We start from the raw sequence: 23,599 nt of genomic DNA, 5'->3' as shown, positions 1-23,599 counted from the left end.
ACACCGTGACCACTACGTCCCAGACCGATCAGCACCTGACCACCCCCTTCTCCGTCGATCCCCGCTCCGCAACGCACACCCGCCGGGCCGAGCCGCGCGACTTCGACGCGATCCTCTTCGCCTCCTTCGGCGGGCCGGACGGCCAAGACGACGTCATTCCGTTCCTGCGCAACGTCACCCGAGGGCGCGGCATCCCAGACGAACGGCTCGAAGAGGTCGCCGGGCACTACCGTGCGCTCGGTGGGCGGTCGCCCATCACCGCGCAGAACCATGAGCTCATCGCTGCGCTGGAGCAGGAGCTCTCGCGCCGTGGCATCGATCTGCCCGTCTACTTCGGCAATCGCAACTGGAAGCCCTACCACGCCGATGCCGTCCGTGCGCTCCATGCCGACGGCAGACGCCATGTGCTGGCGCTGGTCACCAGCGCATACTCCTCCTACTCCTCATGTCGTCAGTACCGCGAGGACTTCGGCATGGTCCTCCAGGAGACCGGGCTGACCGGCGAGGTGACCATCGACAAGGCCCGCGTCTACTTCAACCATCCCGGGTTCCTCGAGCCCGTGCTCGACGGATTGCGCAACGCTCTCGACGATCTCGCCACCCAGGGCCACGATGCCGAGAGCGTCCGAGTGCTGTTCTCCACGCATTCGGTCCCGCTGTCCATGGCTGAGGCGTCAGGGCCGGAGGAGACGCGCGCCGAGGGCTCGGGCGGCTGGTACGTCGAGCAGCATCTCGCCGCGTGCCGCTGGGTCATGGACCAGATCGACGACGACGCGCCACATGCGCCGCAGTGGGAGCTCGTCTACCAGTCACGATCGGGTGCTCCCCACATCCCGTGGCTCGAGCCGGATGTCAACGACGTGATCACCAGACTCGCGCAGACTGGCGACAGCGGGACACAGCCCGCGGTCGAAGCTGTCGTCGTGGTCCCGATCGGCTTCGTCACCGACCATGTCGAGGTGGTGTGGGACCTCGACACCGAGGCGAAGGAGACAGCCGCCGAGAACGAGCTCGCGTTCCGCAGGGTGGCGACTCCGGGATCCGATCCCCGGTTCGTGTCCGCCCTCGCGGATCTCGTCCAGGAACGTCTGAATCCCGCCTTTCCGCGCAAGGAGGTGACGGACTTCGGATCGACTCCCGATGTCTGCGGAGCGAACTGCTGCGTGGGGAGGCTGTGTCGCCCCACCACGAGTGGCGTGGACTCCGCCGAGGACGTCCGTCGCGCCGGGCAGCCGCAGGCGGTCGCTGAACGGTGACGGGAGATTCAGGAAGGTCACCTCTGCGCCTGGGCACCCGGGCCTCCGCCCTCGCCCTCACGCAGTCCGGGCTCGTGGGCGAGGCCCTCGTCGCCGGCACCGACCGCGAGGTGGAGCTCGTGCACGTGCGCTCCCAGGGCGACGTGGACCGCACGAGCCCGCTCGCCCGGATCGGCGGGACCGGCGTGTTCGTCACCGCCGTGCGCCAGGCGCTCCTGGACGGGGACGTGGACGTCATCGTCCACTCCTGCAAGGACCTGCCGACGGCCCCCGCGCCCGGCATCTCCCTGTCCTGCGTGCCCGCGCGGGAGGACCCCCGCGACGCGCTCTGCGCCGCGGGCGGCCGCACCCTCGACCAGCTGCCCCGCGGGGCGCGCGTGGGCACCGGCTCCCCGCGCCGCGCCGCGCAGCTGCTCCGGGCCCGCCCCGACCTCGAGGTCGTCGCGATCCGCGGCAACGTCGAGACCCGCCTCGCCCGCGCGCTCGGTGCGGAGGCGGACCTCGACGCGGTCGTGCTCGCCGCCTCCGGCCTGCGCCGCGTGGGCAAGCAGGAGTCGATCAGCGAGCTGCTGCCCGTCGAGGTCATGCTCCCCGCGCCCGCCCAGGGCGCCCTCGCCGTCGAGACCCGCGAGGCCACGGAGCCCTGGCTCGCCGCCGCCCTCGCCGGGCACGAGGACGCCGCCACCCGTGACGCGGTCACCGCCGAGCGGGCGCTGCTGCGCACCCTCGAGGCCGGCTGCTCGGCCCCCGTCGCCGCCTTCGCCGAGCAGCGGGACGGCGCCCTGCACCTGCGGGCGCTCGCGATCTCGACCGACGGCGCCCGCGTCGTCGAGGGCGAGCGCACCGCGCGCGACGGGGAGGACGCCGCGCAGCTCGGCCAGGAGCTCGCCCGCGACCTCCTCGACCGCGGTGCCGGCACGATCCTCGCGGAGGCGACCTCGCTGTGACGCCGCGCCCGGTCCTCCTCCCCCGCCCGGCCGGGCGGGGCGGGGATCTCGCGGCGCGGCTCGGGCCGCAGGGGGTGCGCGTCGAGCACCACCCGCTGATCGCGCTCCGGACCGAGGACTCCCCCGCGCTGCGGACGGCGCTGGATCAGCTCGCCGCCGGCCGGTACACGCACCTCGTCGTCACGAGCCGCACCACCGTCGGCGCCCTGCTCACCGTCCGTGAGCGAGAGGGCGCGGCGGAGGGCATCGTGGTCCCCGCCGGCACGCAGGTGATCGCCGTCGGCCCCGGCACCGCCGCCGAGCTGCAAGCGGCGGGGATCCGTGTGGATCACGTCGCCGCGGGCTCCGGCGCCGCGCTCGTCGAGGAGTTCCCGACGCTCGCCGGCCCGGCCATCGCCGGCTCGTCGACGACCGGTGGCGGCGCCGCCCCCGCTCGCGTCCTGTTCCCGACCTCGGCGGCCGCCGCGTCGACCGTGCGCCGCGGGCTCGAGGCGCTCGGCGACCTGGTCGAGAAGGTCGATCAGGTCACCGCCTACCGGCCCGAGGCGCTCACCCCGCCGCCCGCCGTGGCGGCGGCGCTCCGCGAGGGCGGCTACGCGGCCGTCGTCCTCACCAGCCCGATGATCGCCCGCCACGTCGCCGGCATCGGCGTGGGCGCCGGCACCGCCGTCGTCACCATCGGCGCACCCACCACCGAGGCCGCCCGCGAGGCCGGTCTCACGGTGAGCGTGCAGGCCGACGCCCCGGACGATGCCTACCTCGCCGCCGCCGTGCAGCAGGCGCTGCACGGGCCCGGCCCCGCCTCGCAGACCCCCACCGACGACCCCCAGGAGGATCGATGACCACCCCGTCCCAGCCCCGCACCCCGTCGGACGCCCGCACCTCCCTCCCCACCGGCCCGCTGCCCGTCGAGCGGACCCGCCGCCTGCGCTCCACCTCCGCCCTGCGCTCGCTCGTGCGCGAGCACACCCTGCGCCCCGCGGACCTCGTGCTGCCGATGTTCGTCGCCGAGGACCTCACGGGCGGCGACTCCCGCCCGATCACGTCCATGCCGGGGGTCGCCCAGCACTCCCTGGACGCCCTCGCCCGCACCGCCACCGAGGCCGTCGAGCGCGGCGTCGGCGGCATCATGCTCTTCGGCGTCCCCACCGCGAAGGACGCGATCGGCTCCGGGGCGACGGATCCCGACGGCGTGCTCAACCAGGGCCTCGCCCGGCTCCGCGCCGAGCTCGGCGACGACACCGTGGTCATGGCGGACCTCTGCCTCGACGAGTTCACCGACCACGGCCACTGCGGCGTGCTCGACGCCGACGGCCGCGTCGACAACGACGCGACCCTCGAGCGCTACCGCGACATGGCTGTCGCCCAGGCGGAGGCCGGGGCGCACCTCGTGGGTCCCTCCGGGATGATGGACGGGCAGATCGCGGCGATCCGCGACGCGCTCGACGTGACCGGTCACGAGGACACCGTCGTCTACGCCTACACCGCGAAGTACGCCTCGGCGTTCTTCGGCCCCTTCCGCGAGGCCGTGGACTCCTCCCTCGTGGGCGACCGTCGCACCTACCAGCAGGACCCCGCCAACGGCCGCGAGGCGCTGCGCGAGCTCGAGCTCGACGTCGCCGAGGGCGCCGACCTCGTCATGGTCAAGCCCGGCATGCCCTACCTCGACGTGCTCAAGGAGGTCTCCCAGGCCTCCCCCGTGCCCGTCGGCGCCTACCAGGTCTCCGGCGAGTACGCGATGATCGAGGCGGCCGCCGCGAACGGCTGGCTGGACCGCGAGCGCACGATCCTCGAGTCGCTGCTGGCCTTCCGCCGCGCCGGCGCGAGCACCGTGCTGACCTACCACGCGAGCGAGGTCGCCGGCTGGTTCCGCGACGGCCTGCCCGAGGGGCTCCGCGAGTTCCTCTGAGCCCGGCCTCCGCCACGCATCGTCACCGCACCCCGCCACCGCATCCGACCCCGCATCCGACCCCGCCGTCGCCCCTCGCCACCGCACCTGACCTCGCCACCGCACCTGATACAGGAGCCCGCCATGACCTCGACCCCCGCCGGCCTCTCCGAGGAGCTCTTCGCCCGCGCCCGCCGCGTGATCCCCTCCGGCGTGAACTCGCCCGTGCGGGCCTTCGGCTCCGTGGGCGGGACCCCGCCGTTCCTCACCTCCGCCTCCGGCGCGCTGCTCACCGACGCCGACGGCCGTGAGTACGTGGACCTCGTCGGCTCCTGGGGGCCGATGATCCTGGGCCACGCGAACCCCGCCGTGGTCGAGGCCGTGCGCGAGGCCGCCGGCCGCGGGCTCTCCTTCGGCGCCCCGCAGCCGGGCGAGGTCTCCCTCGCCGAGGAGATCGCCCGGCGCGTGGGCCCGATCGAGCGGCTGCGGCTGGTCAACTCCGGCACCGAGGCGACGATGAGCGCGCTGCGCGTGGCCCGCGCCGCGACCGGCCGCGACGTGGTCGTGAAGTTCGCCGGCTGCTACCACGGGCACGTGGACGCGCTGCTCGCCGAGGCCGGGAGCGGCGTCGCGACCTTCGCCCTGCCCGGCTCCGCCGGTGTCACGGCCTCCACCGCGAAGGACACCGTGGTGCTGCCCTACGGCGACCTCGACGCGGTGCGCGAGCTGTTCGCCGCCCGCGGCGAGGAGATCGCCGCGGTCATCACCGAGGCCGCCCCCTGCAACATGGGCGTGGTGACCCCGCCGGAGGGCTTCCACCGCGAGCTCGCGGGCATCGTCCACGGCGCCGGCGCCCTGCTCATCAGCGACGAGGTCCTCACGGGCTTCCGGGCGAGCGCCGCGGGCTACTACGGCATCGACGGCGAGGGCTGGACGCCGGACCTCCTGACCTTCGGCAAGGTGATCGGCGGCGGTCTCCCCGTGGGCGCCTTCGGCGGCCGGGCGGACCTCATGGACCTGCTCTCCCCGGCCGGCCCCGTCTACCAGGCGGGCACGCTCTCGGGGAACCCGCTCGCGACCGCCGCCGGGCTCGCGACCTTCGCGGGCCTCGACGATGCCGCCTACGCCCACCTGGACCGGGCCTCCGCGGCCCTCCAGCAGCTCGTCGCCGAGGCGCTCACGACGGCGGGTGTCCCCCACGTGATCCAGACTGCCGGGACCCTGTTCTCGGTCTTCTTCCGCAGCGAGCCGGTGCGCACCTACGAGGACGCGAAGGCGCAGGACACCGCCGCCTTCACGCGGTTCTTCCACTCGCTGCTCGACAGCGGCATCTACCTGCCGCCCTCCGCCTTCGAGGCCTGGTTCGTCTCGACGGCGCACACGCCCGAGGTCATCGACCGGATCGCCGAGGCCCTGCCCGCAGCGGCACGAGAGGCCGCCTCCGCCTGACAGCCGGGCCGGGTCGGCGCGCAGACCGTCCGAGCGCCCCGACCGTCCGAGCGCGCCGACCCGGCCCCGGCGCTCCGGGGTCCTGTGGGCCCGGCGGGGCGAGGGTGTCAGCGGGCGGCCACGGTCCCGAAGGCCTCGAGGTGCCGGCTCAGGTGCGGGACCAGCACGGCCGCGTAGTCCTCGTGGTGCTCACGGAGCACCGCGCGCAGACGCTCCACGAGCGGCGTGCCGTCCACGAGCTCGGTGGTCAGCGAGTCGCCGTAGCCCACGTGGAGGATCTGCCTGCCGTCGGCCCCCTCCAGCAGCGCCAGCAGGTCCACACCCTCGAGGGACTCGGGCGTGTTCTCCACCTGCGCGGAGACCTGGTAGGACGCGGCGGCGCGGGCGTAGGCGGCCCGCGAGATCCGCCAGATCTCCGCGAACAGCTCCGGATCATGCCGGGCGACGACCTCGAGGGCGCACAGGTAGCTGGTGCCGGAGGTCTTCAGGTGCACGAGGCCCTCGGTGGCCTCGACGGCGAGCGGGTAGATCGAGTACTTGTCCGAGCCCGAGTGCAGCGAGATCTTGTAGCCGCCGAACAGCTCGCCGATCGCGTGGTGCGCGGCGAGGTTGCTGCGCAGCTCCTCGTGGTCGCCGAGGAACTCCAGCCCCTTCTCGAACCCGTCGACGTAGCGGGGGGCGAAGCTGAACCACTCGGCGCCGAGCCGACGGAGCTCCGCGGCGAGGAAGTAGTGCTCGAAGAAGGAGGTCTGCCACGCGGTCTCGTCCACCGCGATCTCGGCCTCGACCTCGTACCCGGCGCGCGCGGCGCCCTCGCGGAGGTGGCGGTACAGCCCGATGGCCTCCGCGACCGCGCCCGCGTACTTCACGGCGGCGGTGAGGACCTCCTGCTCGTCCGGCTCGAGGACGAGGCCCGGCGCGACCTCGACCCGGATGCCGGCGTAGCGGGCGAGGGTGCCCTCCCAGGTGTCCTCGAGGACCTCCCAGGGCAGGGCGAGCGCCTGCTCGAGGGTCGCCCCGGCGGTGACGTCCTGGACCGCGTCGCCGGGGTCGAGGGTGAACATCGTGAAGCCCGCGTCGAGGCCCCGGTCGATGCCCTCGGTGGTCTTGATGTGGTCGCAGTCCGCGCCGTAGCCGCGGTCCCAGCCCGCCTCGACGAGACCGAAGGTCGCCTCGTCCATGACCTCGCGGGCGCTGCGGCCCAGACGGTCCATCTCGCGGATCGACTGCTGGGCGAGCACGGGCAGCACGTCCCCGCCGACCGCGGCGAAGGCGGCGGCCTGGCCGGCGGTGGCGAGGCCGAGCCGGTCGCCGGTGCCCACGGAGGTGCGGTGACCGGTGACGAGCTGCGGGCGGAGCGCGGGGATCGCGGCCCGCAGGGCGACGGCGTTCTCGTGGGAGAGCGGGCCTGCGAGCAGGTGGTCCCCGCCGTCCGTGCTGAGCTCGCCGTCGAACCCGGCGAGGGCGGCGGCGTCGCTCGCGCGGAGCAGGAGCGTGCTGCCGTCGCTGGTGCGGGTGACGTCGGCGGTGAGGGAATCGGTGCGCAGGGTCATGTCTGTTCGTGTCCTCGATGACGCGGGGTGCAGCGTGGTGCCGCGGAGCCTGGGACTGCAAACGTTTCCATACCTCGCGCCTGTCGGCAAGCCCTTTCCCTCGATGGTCTGCCTGAAACACGTTGCAGCTTCCCGAGAGCCTCCCCCACCGGGGGCGGTTCAGCCAGGGTGGGACGGGTCAGCCAGGGTGGGACGGGTCGGTCCGGTGGGGACGGGTCAGTCCGGGCCGGACGGCGGGGGCGCCTGTGCGGGCGGGGTGAGCGCCCGCGGTCCCGTGACCCGGGTGACCCCGTTGCGGCTCCTCCAGGAGACGCGGTGCCCGGGCATGCCGTCCTCCGCGCGCGCCACCGACCTCGTCTGCTCCGCACGACCGAGGTTGCAGTACGCGCAGCCGCCCTGGCCGTCGTCCAGGCTCGTCGCCCCACCCTCCGCATACGGCAGCACATGGTCCATGTGACGGATGGGCGCGTCGCAGAACGGCCCGCGACACGTCGTGTCGCGCCAGGTGAGGAAGCGTCGCATCCCCGCGGGGAAGGCTCGAGCACGGGAGTCGGCCGCGATCAGCTCGCCGGTCGTGGGATGCGTGAACAGGCGCCGGAACACGGTGCGCACGCTCGCCCCCGCGAGCCCGAAGGGGTCCGGCTCCCCGGGTGGAGGTGGGTCCAGCGCCCGTCGGATCTGCTCCCGCACGGCCTCCGCAGGGACGGCGCCGTAGCCCTCGAGGTGCGCGACGTCCCCGGACTCGGGCGCGAGGAGCGTGCGCTCGGTGATGAGCACGCCGATCTCCAGGGTGAACCGGGGCGGGGAGCCCGACGGGCCCGCCCCCGGCGCCGATGTCTCGTCCTCGGCCTCCGTCGTGCTCTCCGTGCCCTCCGGTGACGGCTCCGATCCCGGCGCCGAGTCCTCCACCGCCGCCGGCTCCGGATCTGCCGCCGACACCGGCTCCGGCGCGGACACCGGCTCCGGCGCCGTCTCCGCCTCCGGTCCCATCTCCGTCTCCGTCTCCGACGACGGCATCACGCTCGGCACCGCGACGGGGCCGCCCAGCAGAACCGTGGAGGCGAGGTCCGCCATGAGGGCGCCGTGCCCGGTGCGGTCGCCCGCCGCCCGCCGACGCTCCGCCTCGAGCGCGAACCGCTTGCCGATCAGCGCCCCATCCACGGCGGGCAGGTGCAGGGTCACCGAGGCCATGCCGTCCTGCCGCCGGTGCACCCTCAGGTGCCGCCGCCGGCGCGCGATCTGGTGACGACGGGCCGCACCCTCCGGATCCGCGGCCTCGACCGCGGCGGCGGCCTCGTCCTCCCATTGCCGTGTCGAGGCGGCGTCGAGGTACGGGAGCCGTGCAGCGAGCGCCTGGTCCACCTGCGCGCGACCGTCCTCGTCGAGCACGCGGACGGCGCTCGCAACCCGCAGCGCGGCCTCCGCGCCGATGCCGCCCACGGCGACCGCCTCGTGGATCGAGGGCAGGGAGCGGACGAGGCGCTGCGCGGCGGAGAGGGACCAGACGGCCCGTGCGGGCGACTGCCGCGTGACCATCGAGACCTCGCGCGCGGCGGCCTGGTCCGCGCCGCGGTCGGTGCTGCGCATCGCGCGCTGGTCATGGTCGCCCTCGGCGGTGGCATGGGCGTCCCGCTCCTCGCGTCGGGTCGCCTCCGCGATCGCCGTCTGCGCCGCGGGGGCCAGGGCGTCCAGCACGCCGCGGAGCTCGACGATGCGCTGCAGCAGGGCCGTGAAGTGCGCACTGGGGTGGATGCCCGCGTCGAAGGTGCCCTCGCTGTCCAGGAGCACGCCCAGCAGCGCATGCGCGTGGTCGCCCAGGGTGGCGGCGAGATCCTGCGGCGCCGGTCCCTGCGCTGGGCCGGGCAGGCTCTCGCCGGCATCCGGCGGCGGCTCGCCTGCCGGGTGCTCGGGATCCTGCGCGTGCTCGGTCATGTCCCCAGCCTCCGCCGGGCCACGCTCGCCCGCAGCGGATCACCGCCGGCGGTGGACGAGCAGGCGATGGGGAGGAACGATCGCCGGGCCCGCGACCGGAGACGAGCCGGTGACAGCGGACGAGGGTCCGCGACAGAAGATGACGCGGCGCTGGCCCCGGGGGCCCGGTATCGGGCACGGTGGTGGCATCGCTTCGTAGCTCAGGCCGGTAGAGCAGCTCCCCCATAAGGAGTACGTCGCAGGTTCGAATCCTGCCGGAGCGTCTCGTCGGACCCGGATGGCAGGATCGGGCCCATGTCTCCGCTCCCCCGCCGCACCCGCTCCCGCCTCCGCGCCCCCGCGCTCACCGCCCTCGACGCCGCCACCCTCGAGCCGGCGGGCCCCGAGGCTCTGCGGTCGGACGAGCTCGCCGACTCCCTGCTCCTCGAGGGAGCGGACCTCACGGGCGTCGACCTGCGCGGCTCCCGGATCGTGGCCAGCCGCCTGGACCGCCCCCGAGCGCCCGAGCTGCGGGCGACCGACGGCTCCTGGCGCGAGGTCGAGCTGCTCTCGCCCCGGGTGGGCGCGCTCGCCCTCGACGGCGCCGCGCTCAGCTCGGTGCTGATCAGCGGCGGCAAGGTCGACTGGCTGAGCCTGCGCGGCGCCGAGCTCACCGACGTCGTCATCGAGGACGCGACGATCACGAGCCTCGACCTCACCGAGGCGCGGCTGACCCGGGTGGCCCTGCGGGACTGCCGCATCGACGAGCTCACGATGGATCGCGCGACCTGCGTCGACGTGGACCTGCGCGAAGTGCGCCCGGGCGTGGTGCACGGGGTGGACGCACTGCGCGGGGCCACCGTGGGCCCCGCGCAGCTGATGGATCTCGCCCCGCAGCTCGCCGAGCAGCTCGGGATCCGCGTCGCCGACTGACCCGCGGCTCCTCCGCTCAGGAGCTCACCGGCTCAGCAGCTCACCGGCTCAGCAGCTCACCGCCTCACGAGCTCACCGCCTCAGGCCAGGCGCTGCTTCCGCGAGCTGATCTCCCCGGTGTTGAAGCCGGCCAGGTGCAGGCCGCCGTGGAAGCGGGCGTGCTCGATCTTCACGCAGCGGTCCATCACCACGTCGAGGCCGGCCTCCTCGGCGATCGCCGCGGCCTCCTCGTTCCAGGATCCGAGCTGCAGCCACAGCGCCTTCGCGCCCACGGCGACCGCCTCGCGGGCCACGCCGGGGAGGTCGGCGTCCTTGCGGAACACGTCGACGATGTCGGGCACCACGGGGAGGTCCGCGAGGGAGTCGTAGGCCGGGTGTCCCAGGATCGTCTCCGCCCGCGGGTTCACGAAGTAGACGTCGTACGGGCTCGAGGAGAGCAGGTACGTCGCCACGAAGTAACTCGCCCGCGCGGGGTTCGCGGAGGCGCCGACGATCGCGATGGACCGTGCGCGCCGCAGGATCGTGAGCCGCTCGGGGGCGGTGGGGCCCTGCCAGCTGCGCCCGTCGGCCCCGGCCGCCCCCGCGTCGCCCGAGGCGCCGCCCGCCGAGCTGCCGCCGACGGCGCAGGCCGCCCCGGCGCCCTCGATGCTGATGCCGTTCGCGCCGCTCATGCCTGCTCCTCCCGGGTGCGGCCGGTGGCCGCGGTGATCGCCTGGTCGAGGTCCCACAGGATGTCCTCGACGTCCTCGAGGCCGACGGAGATCCGGATGAGGTCCGGTCGCACGCCGCCCGCGAGCAGCTGCTCGGGGCTGAGCTGCTGGTGCGTGGTCGAGGCGGGGTGGATGACGAGGGTGCGGGCGTCGCCGATGTTCGCAAGGTGCGAGGCGAGCTGCAGGTTCCCGATGACGGCCTCGCCGGTCGCACGGGCCGCGGCGGCCTCCTCGGCCTCGTCGGCGAACTCGCCGGACGGCGTGACGCCGAAGGCGAAGACGCTGCCCGGTCCGAGCGGCAGGTACTTCTGCGCCCGCGCGTGATGGGGATGGTCCTCGAGTCCCGCCCAGGTCACGAAGGAGACGCGAGGGTCCGCGTCGAGCCACTGCGCGACGGCGCGCGCCCCGGCGAGGTGCGCGTCGATGCGCTGGGGCAGGGTCTCGACGCCCTGCAGCAGCTGGAAGGCGGACTGCGGGGACAGCGAGGGGCCGATGTCCCGCAGCTGCTCGGAGCGGAGCTTCGTGAGGAAGCCGTACTCGCCGAAGTTGTCCCACCAGCGGATCCCGCCGTAGGACTCGACGGGCTCGGTCATCGTCGGGAACTTGCCGTTGCCCCAGTCGAAGCGGCCCGCCTCGACGACGACACCGCCGAGGGTCGTGCCGTGCCCGCCGAGGAACTTCGTGGCGGAGTGGATGACGACGTCGGCCCCGTGCTCGAGCGGACGCACGAGGTAGGGGGTCGCGAGGGTCGCGTCGACGACGAGCGGGACGCCGTGCTCGTGGGCGAGGGCCGCGAGAGCCTCGAGATCCGCGATCTCCCCGGAGGGGTTGCCGATCATCTCGACGTAGAGGACCTTCGTCTCCGGTCGGAACGCCTCGCGGTAGTCCTCCGGGTCCGACGAGGCCACGAAGGTGGTCTCCACGCCGAAGCGGCGCAGGGTGACGTCGAGCTGGGTGACGGTGCCGCCGTACAGCTGCGCGGAGGAGACGACGTGGTCGCCCGCGCCGACGAGCGCCGCGAAGGTGATGAACTCGGCGCTCATGCCCGAGGCCGTCGCGACCGCGCCGATGCCGCCCTCGAGGGAGGCGATCCGCTCCTCGAAGGCGGCGACCGTGGGGTTGCCGATGCGGGAGTAGATGTTCCCGTACTTCTGGAGGGCGAAGAGGTTCGCGGCGTCCGCGGCGTCGTCGAAGACGAACGAGGTGGTCTGGTAGATCGGGACCGCGCGGGCGCCGTGCTGGGCGTCGGGGGTGCCGCCCGCGTGCAGGGCGCGGGTGCGGAAGCCGAAGCTGCGCTCAGGAGTCGCAGAACCAGGAGCCTGAGAACCGGGGGTCGGGGAAGCGGGGGCCGCGGAGTCGAGGGCCGTCATGCGGCGGCCTCCTCGGCGCTCACGCCGGGGGCGACGGGGAGCAGGTCGGTGTTCAGCTCGGTGCCGTGGGCGCGGGCGAGCTCCGCCTCCTTCTCGCGCACGATCGGCAGCACGTCGCGGCCGAAGGCGGCGACCTCCTCGGCGAAGTGCAGGTAGCCGGTGAGCAGGAGGTTCACGCCGATCTTCTTGTACTCCAGGATGCGGTCGGCGATCTCCTCGGGGGTGCCGATGAGCTGCGTCCTGAAGCCGTCGTTGTACTGGACGAGGTCCTCGAAGGAGGAGTCCGCCCACATGCCCTTGCCGTCCTTCGTGGACTGGCCGGCCTCCTTGACGGACTGCGCGAAGCCCTCGACCGCGGGGCGGTGGGCCTTGGCGATGATCTCGCGCAGGGTCTCCTCGGCCTCCTTGCGGGTCTCGCGGGCGATGACGAAGCCGTTCAGGCCGAACCGCGGGTCGCGACCGGCCTCGGCGGCGGAGGCCTGGACGCCGGCGACGTTCCCGGCGTAGCCCTCGAGGTCGCGGCCGTTGGAGAAGTACCAGTCGGCGACGCGGCCGGCGGTGGCCTGGGCGGCGGTGGAGTTGCCGCCGAAGAAGATCTCGGGGTGCGCGCGGCCGGGGATCTCGAGCGGCTTCGGGGAGAGGTCGATGCCGGAGACCTGGTAGTACGTGCCGTCGAGGGAGAAGTCCTCCTCGGTGAGCAGGCCGCGCAGCACGCGGATGAACTCCTCGGTGCGCACGTAGCGCTCGTCGTGCTCGAGCCAGGGCAGGCCGAAGTTGATGAACTCGTCCTTGAGCCAGCCGGAGACGATGTTGACGGCGGCGCGGCCGCCGGAGATGTGGTCCGCCGTGATGAGCCACTTGGCGAGCACGCCGGGGTGCCACATGCCGGGGTGCACGGCGGAGATGATCTTGAGCCGCTCGGTCGCGCCGAGCAGGCCGAGGGAGAAGGCGGTCGCCTCGTGCTGGCGGTCCGCGCCGTAGCTCGCGGCGTAGCGGGCCTGGGTGAGGGCGTACTCGAAGCCGGAGTCCTCGGCGATGCGGGCGAGGCGGCGGTTGTAGTCGAACTCCCAGTCGGTGCGCTGCTCGATCGTGGAGACGACGAGGCCGCCGGAGACGTTGGGGACCCAGTAGGCGAGCTTGAGCGGTGTCTCGTAGGTGGAGCGGGGGACGGTGGGGGTCATGGTTCCTCCTGGGGGTCGATGCTGGTCGGGCCGGGTCAGGACGGCTCTGGTCAGGACACGGCCGGGTGGCCGACGGGCAGGGCGGCGATCCGCGCGGCGACGGCGTCGACGGCCTCGGGGTTCTGCAGGCTCGTCACGTCGCCCAGCGGGGAGGGCTCCCGGCCGGCGCGGCGGTCGCGCTCGGCGTGGACGAGCTGGGCGAGCAGGCGTCGCATGATCTTGCCGGAGCGGGTGCGGGGCAGGTCCGGGACGTCCAGCACGTGGCGGGGCTTGGCGATCGGCCCGATCTCCCGGGCGACCCGTTCGCGCAGGGCGGCGGCGTCCACCTCGGCGCGGCCGCTCGCGATGACGAACACCGCGACGGCCTGGCCGGTGAGGGGGTCGTCGATCCCGGCGGCGCCGGCCTCGGTGACGGAGGGCTCGGCGACCAGCGCGGACTCGATCTCGATGGTGGAGAGCCGGTGCCCGGAGACGTTGACGACGTCGTCGAGGCGGCCCAGGATCCAGACGCAGCCGTCGGCGTCCACGGTCGCGGAGTCCCCGGCGACGTAGAAGCCGCCGTGCTCGCCGCGGCCGGCGTAGGCCTTCCAGTAGGAGTCGCGATAGCGCTCGGGGTCGCCCCAGACGGTGCGGGCCATGCCGGGCCAGGGGCGGCGCACCACGAGGGTGCCGGAGCGGCCGGCGGGCAGCTCCTCCCCCGCCTCGTCGACGACGGCGGCGTCGATCCCCGGCAGCGGCCGGGTCGCGGAGCCGGGCTTGAGGGTCGTCACGCCGGGCAGCGGCGCGATCATCGCCGCGCCGGTCTCCGACTGCCACCAGGTGTCGACGATGGGCAGCTCGCCGCGGCCGAAGGTGCGGTGGAACCAGACCCAGGCCTCGGGGTTGATCGCCTCGCCGACGGTGCCCAGCAGGCGCAGCGTGGAGAGGTCGTGGCCCGCGGGGAGCTCCTCCCCGAACCAGGTCATGAAGGTGCGGATGAGGGTGGGGGCCGTGTAGTAGACGGTGACGCCGTAGCGCTCGATGATCTCGAGGTGGCGCTCGCGGTGCGGCTCGCCGGGCGTGCCCTCGTAGATGACCTGGGTGAGGCCGTTGCTGAGCGGCCCGTAGATCTCGTAGGTGTGGGCGGTGACCCAGGCGAGGTCCGCCGTGCACCAGTGGACGTCCTCCTCCTCGGCGTCGAAGACGGCCCAGTGGGACCAGGCGGCGTGGGTGAGGTAGCCGCCGGAGCTGTGGACGAGGCCCTTGGGCTTCCCGGTGGTGCCGGAGGTGTAGATGATGAACAGCGGGTGCTCGGCGTCGAAGGGCTGCGGCTCGTGGATCTCGCTCGCGATGTCCACGCTCTCGTGCCACCACACGTCGCGACCCGCGGTCCAGGGGACGTCCTGGCCGGTGCGGCGCACCACGAGCACGTGCTCGAGGGCGGGGAGGCCGGCGGCGGCGACGTCGGCCTGGCTCTTCACCTCGACGGCCTGGCCGCGGCGGAACTGGCCGTCGGAGGTGACGAGGAGCTTCGCGCCGGTGTCCTCGAGGCGGAATCGCACGGCCTCGGCGCTGAAGCCGCCGAAGACGAGCGAGTGCACCGCGCCGATCCGGGCGCAGGCCAGCGCGATGACGACGGTCTCGACGAGCACGGGGAGGTAGACGACGACCCGGTCGCCGGGACCGATGCCGAGCGCGGTCAGGGCGTTCGCGGCGCGGGAGACGCGGGCCTGGAGGCCCGCGTAGGTGACGGCCTCGCGGTCCCCCGGTTCGCCCTCGAAGAACAGGGCGACCTTCTCGCCGCGGCCGGCGCGCACGTGGCGGTCCACGCAGTTCTCGGCGACATTGAGCCGGCCGCCGTCGAACCAGCGGGCGCGGGGCACCGGCACCTCGCCGGTGGCGGGGTCCGGGACGGGGCCCTGCCAGTCGAGCACGGTGTGCCAGGGCTCGGCCCAGTCGAGGCGGCGCGCGGCCTCCTCCCAGAAGGCGAGCGGGTCGGCGGCGGCCCGGGCGTGCTCCTCGGGGCCGACGTTCGCCCGCGCGGCGGCGGCCGCGGGGGCCGGGTAGCTGCGGGTCTCGACCAGGCGGGACTCGTCCACCTGCGGGGCGGCAGTGGTCGTGGGGCTCGCGGCGGTCGTGGGGTTCGTGGTGGTCATGCCCACCTCCTCAGCAGGTGCTTCTCGGCGACGCCCAGCAGGGCGTTGGTCAGGCTGCCCAGCAGGGCGAGCAGGACGATGGCCAGCAGGATCCGGTCCACGCGACCGTTCTGCTGGGAGTCGTTGAGCAGGAAGCCGAGGCCCATCGAGGAGGCGATGAGCTCCGCGGCGACGAGGAACAGCCAGGCCTGGGCGAGGGCGAGGCGCAGGCCGGAGACGACGGCGGGCACCACCGCGGGCAGCTGCACGGTGCGCAGCAGGGACCAGCCGCGCAGCCCGAAGGCGCGGCCGGCCTCCACGAGCTGCGGGTCCACGTGGCGCAGCGCGGAGGAGACGGTGGTGAGCACAGGGAAGAAGGCGCCGATCGCGATGAGCGTGATCTTCGAGCTCTCCCCGATCTGCATCCACAGGATGAGCAGCGGCACCCAGGCGAGCGAGGGGACGGTGCGCAGCGCCGCGAGGGTGGGGGCGAGCAGGGCGTCGCCGAGGCGGCTCAGCCCGACGACCGCGGCGAGCGCGAGGCCGACGGTCGCACCGATCGCGAAGCCGATGAGCACACGCTGCACGGAGATCGCCACGTGCAGCCAGAGGTCGCCGCCCTCGGCGAGCTGCCCCGCGGCCGTGAGCACGCTCAGCGGCTCGGGCAGGCGGTAGGCGGGCACGAGGCCGGTGGAGGTGACGACCTGCCAGGCCACGAGGATGACGAGCGGCAGCAGCGCGCCGAGCGCGAGCCGCACCCCGCGCCGCTGCGTGAGCGGCCGCGCCGCGAGCAGCGGCGTGCTGCGGGAGGCGTCGACGGACTGCCCGGTCAGGAGCTCCGCGCTCACTTCCCGGACCCCGCTGCCGCGGCCGCCGCCTCGGCGAAGTCCGCGTGGACGATCGAGGAGAGGGCCGCGGCGACGGCGTCGGCCCCGCCGGCGACGTCGCCGGAGTCGGCGAGGACGGGCGAGATCCGCTCGAGCACGGCGGTCTGGTCGTCGCCGGGCACGCCGGAGACGTCGAGGTTCGAGCGCTCGGTGATGACGGTGGTGGCGACCTCGGGGGCGATGCCGGCGACCTCGGCGAGCAGCGAGGCGGTCCCCTCGAGGTTCTCGAGGGCCCAGGCGCGGGCCTGCTCGTAGGCGTCGACGACGACCTGGGCGACGTCCGCGTGCTCGGTGATGAACTGCTCGGTCGCGTTGAGGAAGCCGTAGGTGTTGAAGTCGACGTTGCGGTAGACGAGCACGTCCCCGGACTCGACCTCGGCCGCGCCCATGATCGGGTCCAGCCCGGACCAGGCGTCCACGGAGCCGCCGTCCAGCGCGGAGCGGCCGTCGGCGTGCTGGAGGGCCTGCACCTCGACGTCCTTGACCTCCAGGCCGGCCTCGGCGAGCGCCTGCACGAGGAAGAAGTACGGGTCGGTGCCGGGGGTCGCGGCGACGGGCCGGCCGGCGAGGTCCGCGGGGCCGGTGACGTCGCTGTCCCCGCGCACCACGAGCGCGGACCACTCGGGCTGGGAGTAGATGTCGATGACCTTGATCGGGGAGCCGTTCGCGCGGGCGAGCAGGGCCGCGGAGCCGGCGGTAGAGGCGACGTCGGCGGAGCCGGAGCGCAGCAGCTCGTTGGCCTTGTTGGAGCCGGCGGACTGCACCCAGGTGACCTCCACGCCGTCGCCGAGCGCCTTCTCGATCAGCTGCTGGTCGCGGACGACGAGGCTGAGCGGGTTGTAGGTCGCGAAGTCGATCGTGAGGGTCGCGGTGGACCAGGAGCCGCCGTCGGATCCGCCGGAGCCGGCGGCGTCCGCGTCGGCGTTCTCCCCGGCCACGCAGCCGGCGAGGGCGAGCGGCGCGGCGAGGGCGCCCGCGGCGAGCAGGCCGCGGCGGGGGAACGGGGTGCGGGAGGAGGGGGCGGTGGGGGTCATCGGGGATCCTCGGTGTGGTGGTGGGTGGGCACGCCGAGGCCCTCGAGGAGCTCGGCGCGCAGCTGGGCGAGGGCGGGGTCGGTGCGGTCGCGGGGGCGGGCGCCGGGCACGTCGATCCGGCGGGCGAGGGAGGCGGCGCCGGCCTCTGCGCCGCGCAGGCTGCGCAGCAGGAGGACCTGGTCGGCGAGGTAGAGGGCCTCCTCGACGTCGTGGGTCACGACGAGCACCGTGGTGGGCTCCGCGGCGTGGATCTCGAGCAGGAGGTCCTGCATGCGCAGCCGGGTGAGGGCGTCGAGCGCGCCGAAGGGCTCGTCGAGCAGGAGCACCTCGGGACCGCGGGCGAGCGCCCGGGCGAGAGAGGCGCGCTGGGCCATGCCGCCGGAGACCTCGCGGGGCCGCTGGCCGGCGGCGTGCTCGAGTCCCACGAGCTGCAGCAGCCGGCGCACGCGGTCGCGGCCCTCGCCGCGGGCGGTGCCGCGGGGCAGGCCGAGGGCGACGTTCGCCTCGAGGGTGCGCCAGGGCAGGAGACGCGGCTCCTGGAAGGCGACGGCGGTGCGCTCGGCACCGGGGGTCGTGAGGCGCCCGGCGCTCGGGCTGTCGAGGCCGGCGACGAGGCGCAGCAGGGTCGACTTGCCGCAGCCGGAGGGACCGATGACGGCGTGGATGCCCCCGGGGGCGAGCTCGAGGTCGAGGGCGCGCAGCACCTCGTGGCGGCCCTGGGGGCCGTCGAAGCCGCGGGCGACGCCGTCCAGGCGCACGCCGCGGGCGGGCCGGGCGTCCGGGCCCGGGTCCCGGGTCGGGGCAGAGGCGGGAGCGGGTGCGGTCATGTGGCCGATCATGACGGCGCATGGCCGGAGCGATCCACCGCCATGTCATCAGCCGTCATATGCCCCGTACGAAGGTGACGTGAGGGTGACGGTCGTGCGGCGCCCGTCACACGGCGGGGACGCTCCTCTCCCCCTGCCCCCACCGCCCTGACGCCGCCCCGTATGGCGCACGCCATGCCGGGAGGTCAAGCCGGACCACCGCCGCGTCAATGGAGCCTTCCGCGGGTCAAATCCCGTTCAACGGCACGATGCGGCTCGTTCAACGCGCTTCAGGTCCGCCGGCACGGCTCCTAGCGTGGATGACCGCTCCCCGGACGCCCGGGCCCCGCCCTCGACGTCACCGCATGTCGCCCGTGACCGGAGCGAGCATCGCGTCGAGGGACGCGAGAGACCCACAGCATCGCCACGAAGGAATCACCACCCCCATGACGCTCCAGAACACCCACCGCGCCGCCGGCCGCGCCGTCACCCCGCTCACCGCCTCCCGCCGTGCGGCGCACGCGATCGGCGGCAGCGCCGTGCTCGGCACCGTCCTCGTCGGCACCGCCTTCGCCGGCGGCACCGCCGCGCTGGCCGACGACTCCGCGCTCGCGGGCTCCGACGAGGCCGCGGTCACCGCGACCTCCGCCCCCGCCCAGGCCTCCGGCTCCGACGAGTCCGCCGAGTCCGCCGAGCAGGCCTCCGACGCGGCGTCCACCGACACCCTCCGCCGGGGCGACTCGGGCCGGGCCGTGGAGGACCTCCAGGAGGCCCTCAACGCGCAGGGCGCCGACCTCCCCGAGACCGGCTTCTTCGGCTCCATGACCCGCGCCGCGGTCATCGACCTCCAGTCCGAGGCCGGCATCGCGACCGACGGCGTCGTGGGCGCCGACACCCGGGCCGCGCTCGACGACGGCTCCGCCGATTCCGGTTCCGACTCCGACTCGGGCTCCACGAACGGCACCCCGGCCGGCGCGACCGCCGTGCCGTCGAGCTCCTCGGACTCGAGCGGGAGCGGCTCGACGATCGTCGACGCCGCCCGCTCCGCGATCGGCACCCCCTACTCCTGGGGCGGCTCCTCGCTCGGCGGCATGGACTGCTCCGGCCTCGTGAACTACGCCTACCAGGCCGCGGGCATCGACGTGCCCCGCACCGCCGGCCAGCTGGCCGACCAGGGCCGCAGCATCTCCGAGTCCGAGGCGCAGCCCGGCGACCTCGTCACCTGGCCCGGCCACGTCGCGATCTACGCGGGCGACGGCGAGATCATCGACGCCTCCGGCTCCAAGCAGCAGGTCGTCGAGCGCGAGATCTGGGGCAACCCCACCGGGTTCGTCACCTTCCGCTGATCCTGCTCCCGGCCCGGCTCTCCCCTGAGCCCGGCACCGAGGCCCGGTCCCGCACCCTGCGGGGCCGGGCCTCGGCGTCTCCCGGGCGGCGACATCGGCCGTCCGGCGCGTGGTCCGGCGTCGCCGGTGCGACCATGTCGAGAACTCGCCCGCAGCTCCGACGTGTGGGTGCAGGACGGCGGAGGCGCACCGCGCCACCGCCGCGCACGAGACCGGTCGCCCCGACCGGTCAGCCGCGCAGGCCACGAAGGAGCAGTCATGAAGTACGTCATCCTCATCCACTCGAACCCGCAGCCCTGGGGGCATCCCACGCCGGACTTCCTGCCCGAGCACCAGGCGCTCCCCCGGGAGGAGCGCGAGGCGGGGAGCAGGGCGTTCGACGAGGGCCTCGCCGCGATCACCGAGCGCGGCGAGCTCGTCCACGCCGAGGCCCTCGCCGCACCGTCCAGCTCCCGCCTGCTGCGCTGGGAGGGCGATCGCAAGGTCGCCGTCGACGGTCCGTACGCCGAGGGCAAGGAGCACCTCGCCGGGTTCTTCCTCATCGACGTCGACACCGCCGAGCGGGCCGAGGAGATCGCCGGGATCTTCGGGGCACGGGGCGAGACGATCGAGCTCCGCCCCGTCATGAGCGGCGAGCCCGACGTCTCCTGAGCGGCCCGACCCGGGCGGTCCCGGGTGGGAGGACGTGTGGCGCCGCGAGGCGCCGCACGTCCTCTCCACGCTGCTGCGCCGCCACGGGGACTTCACGACCTGCGAGGACGCCGTCCAGCTCGCGCTCGTCGCGGCCGCCGAGCAGTGGCCCCGCGAGGGGACGCCGAGGAATCCCGCCGCCTGGCTGACGCGCGTCGCCTCGCGCCGCGCGGTGGACCTCCTCCGTGCCGACGCCGCCCGGCGCGACCGGGAGGAGCGGGCGGCGGCGCGCGAGCCCGGGAGGGCGTCGGATCCGTCGGACCCCGTCGAGCCCGACGACACCCTCGTGCTGCTGATGCTCTGCGCGCACCCGGCGCTGACCACGGCCTCGCAGGTGGCGCTCATGCTGCGCGCCGTCGGCGGGCTCACCACGGCCCAGATCGCGCAGTGCTTCTTCGTGGAGGAGCGCACGATGGGGCAGCGCATCAGCCGCGCCAAGCGCACCCTGGCCGATCAGGGGGCCCGGTTCGAGGCGCCGACCGCCGCGGACCTCCCCGCCCGTCTGCACGCGGTGCGCCATGCCGTCGCGGCCGTCTACGCCCAGGACCACGCCCTCACCGAGCGGGTGCGCGGCACGGATCCGCTGCTCGCCGCGGCGGCGCTGGACCTCGCCCGGAGGATCCACCGACTCGCGCCCTCGGACCCGGAGAACGCGGGACTGCTCGCCCTGCTCCTGCTCACCCATGCCCGCGCCCCCGCGCGCCTGGACGCCGACGGGGAGATCGTCCCGCTCGCCGAGCAGGACCGGTCGCGCTGGAGCCCTCCCCTGATCGCCGAGGGCATCGCGCTGATCGAGGCGGCGCTGCTGGTGGGGCCCGTGGGACCGTTCCAGCTGCAGGCCGCGATCGCCGCGGTCCATGCGGAGGCCGCCACCATGGAGGACACCGACTGGGAGCAGATCCTCGTGCTCTACGGGATGCTCGATGCCGTGGAGCCGGCGCCGTCGGTCACGCTGGGCCTCGCCGTGGCGACCGCCGAGGTCTCAGGGCCGGAGGCCGGTCTCGAGATCCTCGACCGGCTCCCCGCGTCGAGCCACCGGCGTCAGGCCGTCGCCGGCCACCTCCTGAGCCGGCTCGGCCGGGCCGACGAGGCCCGGGAGGCCTTCCTCCGCGCCGCCGAGGGCACGCGCAGCCTGCCCGAGCAGCGCTACCTGCACCGCCTCGCCGGCGCGATCCGGCCGGTGTGACCCGGCCGGGGTGACCCCGCCTGTTCAGCCGTGCTGCGCGATCGCCATCTCGTAGTAGCGCAGGAGGTCGTCCGACGCCGCCTCCCAGGAGTACTTCTCCGCCTCGGCGCGGGCCGCGGCGCGGATCCGCGTGCGCAGCTCGCCGTCCCCGAGCCGCTCGAGGGCGGCGTCGAGGGAGGCCTCGTCGCCGGAGTCGAAGAGCAGCCCGTCCACGCCGTCGGTCACCTGCTCGAGGGTGGGGCCGGAGCGGGCGGCGACCACCGGGAGCCCGGAGGCCATGCCCTCGAGGATGACGAGCCCGAGGGTCTCGGTGACGGAGGGGAACACGAAGGCGTCGGCGCTCGCGAAGGCGCTCGCGAGCTCCTCCCCTTCCATGAAGCCGGGGAAGACGGTCGAGGTGCCGCGGAAGAGCTGCTCGAGCTCCCCGCGGAACGGCCCGTCGCCCACGATCGCGAGGGCCACGTCGTCGCGGCGGTCCATCATCGGCCGCAGCCGGTGGATCTCCTTCTCCGCGGCGAGGCGGCCCACGAACACCAGGAGCTTCTTCTCCGGATGCCCCTGCGTGAGCCGCTCGCGCATCGCGGTGCTCGCGAAGGAGGGGTGGAAGGTGTGGGTGTCCACGCCCCGTCGGACCACGTGGAGGTTCTCGATGCCGTGCTCGGCGAGCTCGGCGCGCATCGTCTCCGAGGTCGCGATGTTGACGTCCGCGAGGGCGTGATTGCGCCGGATCTGCCACCACACGGCGGGCTTGCCCCACCGCCACGCCCGGTAGAGGTCCAGGTAGCGCGGGATGTGGGTGTGGTAGCTCGCGACCAGCGGGATCCGCTGGCGGTGCGCGGCGAAGGCCCCCGAGGAGGCGAGCAGGATCGGCTGGGCGGCGTGGACGACGTCCGGGTGGAAGCCCCGGATGATGCCGTCCACGTTGGGGCTCGGCAGGGTGAAGCGCCGATGCTTGTAGAACGGCAGCGTCACCGGCCGCACGCCCACCACCCGGGCCCCGTGGTGCTCGGTCACGCCGAGGTCCGGCGCGATGACCATGACCTCGTGACCGAGGTCCACGTAGCGCTCGACGGCGTGGCGCAGCCTCGTCACCACGCCGTCCACGGAGGGCAGGAAGGTCTCCGTGACGATCGCGATCCTCACCGGGCGGTCGTCACTTCCAGGTGACGGTGGGCATGACGAGCTCGCGCTTGACGCGCTCGGTGTTCTGCTGGGCGACCTTCAGGACCTCGGCGAGGTGCTCGTCGGTCAGCAGGTGCGGCTCCAGGCCCAGGTCCAGGAGGTTCGTGTTGACCGCCTTGTAGTAGTGGTCGTACTTCTCCACGCGCGGGTTCTCGGTGTTCGCGATCTCCGCCTGCATCCCGAGATCGCGGGCGACCTTCTGGACCTTCTGCGCGAGCTCGAGCACGGAGAACTGCTCGGTGAACTGGTTGTAGACGCGGAACTCGCCGCGGTCGGCGGGGTTCAGGCAGGCCAGCTCGATGCAGCGCACGGTGTCCTGGATGTCGAGGTAGCCGCGGGTCTGCGAGCCGTTGCCGTAGACCGTGAGGTCGTGGCCGATCGCCGCCTGGATGATGAAGCGGTTCAGGGCGGTGCCGAACACGGCGTCGTAGTCGAACCGGTTCACGAGGCGCGGGTCGAGGCGGGTCTCGTCGGTCTCGAGGCCGTAGACGACGCCCTGGTTGAGGTCCGTCGCGCGGACGCCCCAGACGCGGCACGCGAACATGATGTTGTCGCTGTCGTGCACCTTCGTGAGGTGGTAGAAGGAGCCGGGGGCCTTGGGGAACGGGAGGCGGTCCTTGCGGCCCTTGTGCTCGATCTCGATCCAGCCCTCCTCGATGTCGATGTTCGGCTGGCCGTACTCGCCCATGGTGCCGAGCTTGACGAGGTGGCAGTCCGGCGCGTGGTCCTTGATCGCCCACAGGACGTTGAGGGTGCCCTCGACGTTGTTGCGGTGGTTCTCGATCGCGTGCTCGCGGTCGATCATCGAGTAGGGGGCGCTGCGGTGCTCCGCGAAGTGCACGAAGGCCTCCGGCTGGAGGTCCTCGAACAGGTGCGAGACGGTCTCGTAGTCGGTGAGGTCGCCGATGACGACGGCGATGTCCTTCCCGGAGACCTCCTTCCAGACCTGCACGCGCTCCTCGAGGGGGAGGATGGGGGTCACGGAGTTCGAGCCGAGCTCCTCGTCGATCTCGCGGCGCACCAGATTGTCGACGATCGTGACCTCGTGGCCCTTCTGCGAGAGGTAGAGGGCGGTGGGCCAGCCGCAGAATCCGTCTCCGCCGGCGACGACGATCTTCATGGTTCGATACCTCCGATAGGTCGGTTCCCGGCGTTC

The 23,599-nt window shown here is 73.9% G+C and carries 20 protein-coding genes and 1 tRNA gene; 10 read left to right on the top strand and 11 right to left on the bottom strand.

The window, feature by feature from the left end; translation table 11 throughout:
* Window positions 1-5 precede the first annotated feature (5 nt).
* The 5 genes from NLU66_RS06190 (at window position 6) to hemL (ending at window position 5,540) form a co-directional block, all read left to right on the top strand.
* The gene (locus NLU66_RS06190) at window positions 6-1,256 is read left to right on the top strand and encodes a ferrochelatase (protein WP_416232184.1); all 1,251 of its coding nucleotides are present in this window, start codon (window positions 6-8) and stop codon (window positions 1,254-1,256) included.
* Window positions 1,253-2,203 (top strand): hydroxymethylbilane synthase, encoded by a 951-nt coding sequence (hemC, locus tag NLU66_RS06185; protein WP_259362067.1) that lies wholly within the window; start codon window positions 1,253-1,255, stop codon window positions 2,201-2,203. Before NLU66_RS06190 ends, hemC begins: the two co-directional genes overlap by 4 nt.
* Window positions 2,200-3,045, top strand: a complete 846-nt coding sequence (locus NLU66_RS06180) for a uroporphyrinogen-III synthase (RefSeq protein WP_259362066.1) — start codon at window positions 2,200-2,202, stop codon at window positions 3,043-3,045. Before hemC ends, NLU66_RS06180 begins: the two co-directional genes overlap by 4 nt.
* Complete coding sequence (gene hemB / locus NLU66_RS06175) at window positions 3,042-4,112, top strand: porphobilinogen synthase (protein WP_259362065.1); 1,071 nt, start codon at window positions 3,042-3,044, stop codon at window positions 4,110-4,112. Before NLU66_RS06180 ends, hemB begins: the two co-directional genes overlap by 4 nt.
* A 123-nt stretch (window positions 4,113-4,235) precedes the next feature.
* Window positions 4,236-5,540 carry a glutamate-1-semialdehyde 2,1-aminomutase gene (gene hemL / locus NLU66_RS06170; RefSeq protein WP_259362064.1) on the top strand — a complete coding sequence of 435 codons (1,305 nt, stop codon included), beginning with the start codon at window positions 4,236-4,238 and terminating at the stop codon, window positions 5,538-5,540.
* A gap of 107 nt (window positions 5,541-5,647) precedes the next feature.
* Here hemL and NLU66_RS06165 read toward each other — a convergent pair whose 3' ends face one another.
* Both NLU66_RS06165 and NLU66_RS06160 read right to left on the bottom strand, forming a co-directional pair.
* Complete coding sequence (locus tag NLU66_RS06165) at window positions 5,648-7,093, bottom strand: tagaturonate epimerase family protein (RefSeq protein WP_259362063.1); 1,446 nt, start codon at window positions 7,091-7,093, stop codon at window positions 5,648-5,650.
* Between the two features lie 216 nt (window positions 7,094-7,309).
* A complete protein-coding gene (locus NLU66_RS06160) occupies window positions 7,310-9,025 on the bottom strand; it encodes an HNH endonuclease (RefSeq protein ID WP_259362062.1) in 1,716 nt (571 codons plus the stop codon).
* 189 nt (window positions 9,026-9,214) lie between these two features.
* Here NLU66_RS06160 and NLU66_RS06155 point away from each other — a divergent pair.
* Together NLU66_RS06155 and NLU66_RS06150 are read left to right on the top strand one after the other, a co-directional pair.
* Window positions 9,215-9,288, top strand: a tRNA-Met gene (locus tag NLU66_RS06155).
* Window positions 9,289-9,319: 31 nt separating this feature from the next.
* Window positions 9,320-9,937, top strand: coding sequence for a pentapeptide repeat-containing protein (locus tag NLU66_RS06150; protein ID WP_259362061.1), 618 nt, complete (start codon window positions 9,320-9,322; stop codon window positions 9,935-9,937).
* Window positions 9,938-10,017: 80 nt separating this feature from the next.
* Here NLU66_RS06150 and NLU66_RS06145 read toward each other — a convergent pair whose 3' ends face one another.
* Genes NLU66_RS06145 through NLU66_RS06115 form a run of 7 tightly spaced genes read right to left on the bottom strand, consistent with a single transcriptional unit; the run spans window position 10,018 to window position 18,060 of the window.
* A complete protein-coding gene (locus NLU66_RS06145; protein ID WP_259362060.1) occupies window positions 10,018-10,608 on the bottom strand; it encodes a CoA-binding protein in 591 nt (196 codons plus the stop codon).
* Window positions 10,605-12,017: an O-acetylhomoserine aminocarboxypropyltransferase/cysteine synthase family protein gene (locus tag NLU66_RS06140; RefSeq protein ID WP_259362059.1), complete on the bottom strand. Its 1,413-nt coding sequence runs from the start codon at window positions 12,015-12,017 to the stop codon at window positions 10,605-10,607. The genes NLU66_RS06145 and NLU66_RS06140 overlap by 4 nt, the downstream gene beginning before the upstream one ends.
* Window positions 12,014-13,198 carry a dimethylsulfone monooxygenase SfnG gene (sfnG, locus tag NLU66_RS06135; RefSeq protein ID WP_259362058.1) on the bottom strand — a complete coding sequence of 395 codons (1,185 nt, stop codon included), beginning with the start codon at window positions 13,196-13,198 and terminating at the stop codon, window positions 12,014-12,016. The genes NLU66_RS06140 and sfnG overlap by 4 nt, the downstream gene beginning before the upstream one ends.
* Window positions 13,199-13,248: 50 nt before the next feature.
* Window positions 13,249-15,333 (bottom strand): acetate--CoA ligase, encoded by a 2,085-nt coding sequence (acs, locus tag NLU66_RS06130; protein WP_259362057.1) that lies wholly within the window; start codon window positions 15,331-15,333, stop codon window positions 13,249-13,251.
* Window positions 15,330-16,106 carry an ABC transporter permease gene (locus NLU66_RS06125; RefSeq protein WP_259362550.1) on the bottom strand — a complete coding sequence of 259 codons (777 nt, stop codon included), beginning with the start codon at window positions 16,104-16,106 and terminating at the stop codon, window positions 15,330-15,332. The genes acs and NLU66_RS06125 overlap by 4 nt, the downstream gene beginning before the upstream one ends.
* A 50-nt stretch (window positions 16,107-16,156) precedes the next feature.
* Window positions 16,157-17,233, bottom strand: coding sequence for an aliphatic sulfonate ABC transporter substrate-binding protein (locus tag NLU66_RS06120; protein ID WP_259362056.1), 1,077 nt, complete (start codon window positions 17,231-17,233; stop codon window positions 16,157-16,159).
* Entirely contained in the window at window positions 17,230-18,060 is an 831-nt protein-coding gene (locus NLU66_RS06115) for an ABC transporter ATP-binding protein (RefSeq protein WP_259362055.1), read from the bottom strand. The genes NLU66_RS06120 and NLU66_RS06115 overlap by 4 nt, the downstream gene beginning before the upstream one ends.
* Window positions 18,061-18,485: 425 nt before the next feature.
* Between NLU66_RS06115 and NLU66_RS06110 the strand changes: the two genes are divergently transcribed.
* The 3 genes from NLU66_RS06110 (at window position 18,486) to NLU66_RS06100 (ending at window position 21,261) form a co-directional block, all read left to right on the top strand.
* Entirely contained in the window at window positions 18,486-19,385 is a 900-nt protein-coding gene (locus tag NLU66_RS06110; protein ID WP_259362054.1) for a C40 family peptidase, read from the top strand.
* Between the two features lie 258 nt (window positions 19,386-19,643).
* Window positions 19,644-20,036 (top strand): YciI family protein, encoded by a 393-nt coding sequence (locus NLU66_RS06105; RefSeq protein ID WP_259362053.1) that lies wholly within the window; start codon window positions 19,644-19,646, stop codon window positions 20,034-20,036.
* A 34-nt stretch (window positions 20,037-20,070) separates the two neighbouring features.
* Entirely contained in the window at window positions 20,071-21,261 is a 1,191-nt protein-coding gene (locus tag NLU66_RS06100) for an RNA polymerase sigma factor (RefSeq protein WP_259362052.1), read from the top strand.
* Window positions 21,262-21,285: 24 nt separating this feature from the next.
* Here NLU66_RS06100 and NLU66_RS06095 read toward each other — a convergent pair whose 3' ends face one another.
* Both NLU66_RS06095 and NLU66_RS06090 read right to left on the bottom strand, forming a co-directional pair.
* The gene (locus NLU66_RS06095; protein ID WP_259362051.1) at window positions 21,286-22,404 is read right to left on the bottom strand and encodes a glycosyltransferase family 4 protein; all 1,119 of its coding nucleotides are present in this window, start codon (window positions 22,402-22,404) and stop codon (window positions 21,286-21,288) included.
* Between the two features lie 10 nt (window positions 22,405-22,414).
* On the bottom strand, window positions 22,415-23,563 hold the full coding sequence (locus NLU66_RS06090) for an NAD-dependent epimerase/dehydratase family protein (RefSeq protein ID WP_259362050.1): 1,149 nt from the start codon (window positions 23,561-23,563) through the stop codon (window positions 22,415-22,417).
* Between the last annotated feature and the right edge of the window lie 36 nt (window positions 23,564-23,599).

Source organism: Brachybacterium sp. NBEC-018, assembly GCF_024860185.1.
In the GTDB taxonomy this organism is placed as follows: domain Bacteria; phylum Actinomycetota; class Actinomycetes; order Actinomycetales; family Dermabacteraceae; genus Brachybacterium; species Brachybacterium rhamnosum.
Note: the sequence above shows the minus strand (reverse complement) of the source record. Positions and strands in the feature narration are given on the sequence as shown.